This is a genomic window from Brachybacterium sp. HMSC06H03, from assembly GCF_001807385.1.
Taxonomy (GTDB): domain Bacteria; phylum Actinomycetota; class Actinomycetes; order Actinomycetales; family Dermabacteraceae; genus Brachybacterium; species Brachybacterium conglomeratum.
The window spans coordinates 1-1,765 of sequence record NZ_KV788770.1 but is presented as its reverse complement, the minus strand read 5'-3'; the positions used below and the strand labels follow the sequence as shown (position 1 = coordinate 1,765).

Below are 1,765 nucleotides of genomic sequence, written 5' to 3'. Positions count from 1 at the left end.
CTTCCGGCAGCTGCCGGAAGGGGCTCTCTCGCGCCGCGAGCGGGGTCAGTCCCGCTCGTCGTCCGCGCGGTGACGCGGAGCGGGCGGCTCGGCCGACGCACCGTCCACCCGGTCGGTCGAGGCCCGGGGAGCAGTCGTCCCGGGCGCGCCGGCGGGGGGAGCGCCAGCCGCGCCGGCGTCCTGCACGTCCGTCCCCTCGGCGGCGTGCGCGCCAGTCCCCGTGGGCGTCGCGCCGCCCTCCGTCGCGCTCCGGCGCTCGGCGGCGGGAACGGTGCCGAGCATCGCCAGGTCCGCCGAGGAGTCCTCGTCGGCCGACGCCCGCTGCGCTTCGGAGTCCGAGGAGGCCTCGGCCAGCTGGTGCGCGGGCACGCCGGCGCCGAGCGCCGCGAAGTGCTCGGCGCTGGCCCTGTCGTGGCCGAGCTCGGGACTCGGATCCCGGCCCACCACGTACAGCAGCGTCGCGTTGACGAAGGCGATCAGCGGGATCGCGAACAGCGCTCCGGCGATCCCGGCGATCATCGCGCCGGCGGCCACGCCGAGGAACACGCCGAGGGGGTGGATCTCGACGGCCTTGCCCATGATGAAGGGCTGGAGGACGTTGCCCTCGATCTGCTGCACCGCGAGCACGATGGCGAGCATGATCAGCGCGCCGACCCAGCCGTTCAGCACCAGCACCAGCACCACGGCGATCGCACCGGACGCGATCGCGCCGACCAGCGGGATGAAGCTGAACAGGAACACCAGCAGCCAGATCGGCACCGCATAGGAGCCCAGGCTCAGCGCGACCATGCCGATCGCGATGCCAGTCGCGTCGACCGCGGCGACCAGCACCTGCGTGCGCACATAGGCCGACAGCGCCTTCCACCCGCGACGGAACGCCTCGTGGGTGGGCACGCGGGCGGCGGGCGGCAGCAGGCCCACGGTCCAGCGCCAGATCCCGGTTCCACCGGAGAGCACGAAGAACAGGGTGAACAGGGCGACGATGAGGCCGGTGCCGATGTTGCCGAGCGTCGTGGCCGTGGTGACCGCGCCGCTGACCAGCTGGCCCGAGTACTGCTGGAGCTGCTCGAGGCCCTCCTGAAGGGCGGAGTCGATCATCGGGGTGTCGATCTGGAACGTGCTCTGCACCCATTCCAGCAGTGCCTGGAACCCCTGCACCGCGCGGCTCTGGATGTCGTCCCACTGGGCGATCAGCTGCCGCCCGGCGAGGGTGAACATCCCGGCGATCACGAGCAGCAGGCCCAGCAGAGCGATGCCGCTGGAGGCGGCACGGCCCAGGAAGGTGTAGCGGGTGAGGATCCTGACCACGGGCTGGAGCAGAGCGGCGAGCAGGATCGCGATGAGCACGGGGATCACGATGGTCGTGACCTGGGTGAGCCCCAACAGCAGCAGCGCGCCGGCGGCGACGATCACGAGCAGTCGCCACGACCATGACGCGGCCCGGCGCACTCCGATCGGGATCTCCTGGACCTCGGGGGCGAGACCCGGGCCCCCGGGGGCGGGGCGCGGATTCGACATGGGGCTCCTTCCGTTCGAGCCACGGTGACTCACCGGCATCCTAGTCACCGCCTCGCTCTGCTCCGCGACTGCCACTCTCCTCCACGACTGCCTGCGCCTTCGACGACGGCTCGATCCCGGTTCGACCGAGGCTCCGCCGCGGCCGAGCACCGACGAAGGTCGAGGTCCCGCCCGCCGTGGGAGGGATCGTCGCGGACGGACCGGCCGATAGCGTGACCTCAGTGTGAGGCTTGCTGGTGCCGCGGAT

The 1,765-nt window shown here is 72.2% G+C and carries 1 protein-coding gene; it reads right to left on the bottom strand.

Translation table 11 applies throughout. The features are described from left to right. Positions 1 to 45: 45 nt before the first annotated feature. Entirely contained in the window at positions 46 to 1,518 is a 1,473-nt protein-coding gene (locus HMPREF3159_RS07870) for an AI-2E family transporter (RefSeq protein WP_070500532.1), read from the bottom strand. Positions 1,519 to 1,765 lie beyond the last annotated feature (247 nt).

Excerpts from the sequence above, each read along its gene's own strand:
- HMPREF3159_RS07870 (WP_070500532.1), bottom strand. The coding sequence starts at position 1,518 with ATGTCGAATCCGCGCCCCGCCCCCGGGGGCCCGGGTCTCGCCCCCGAG.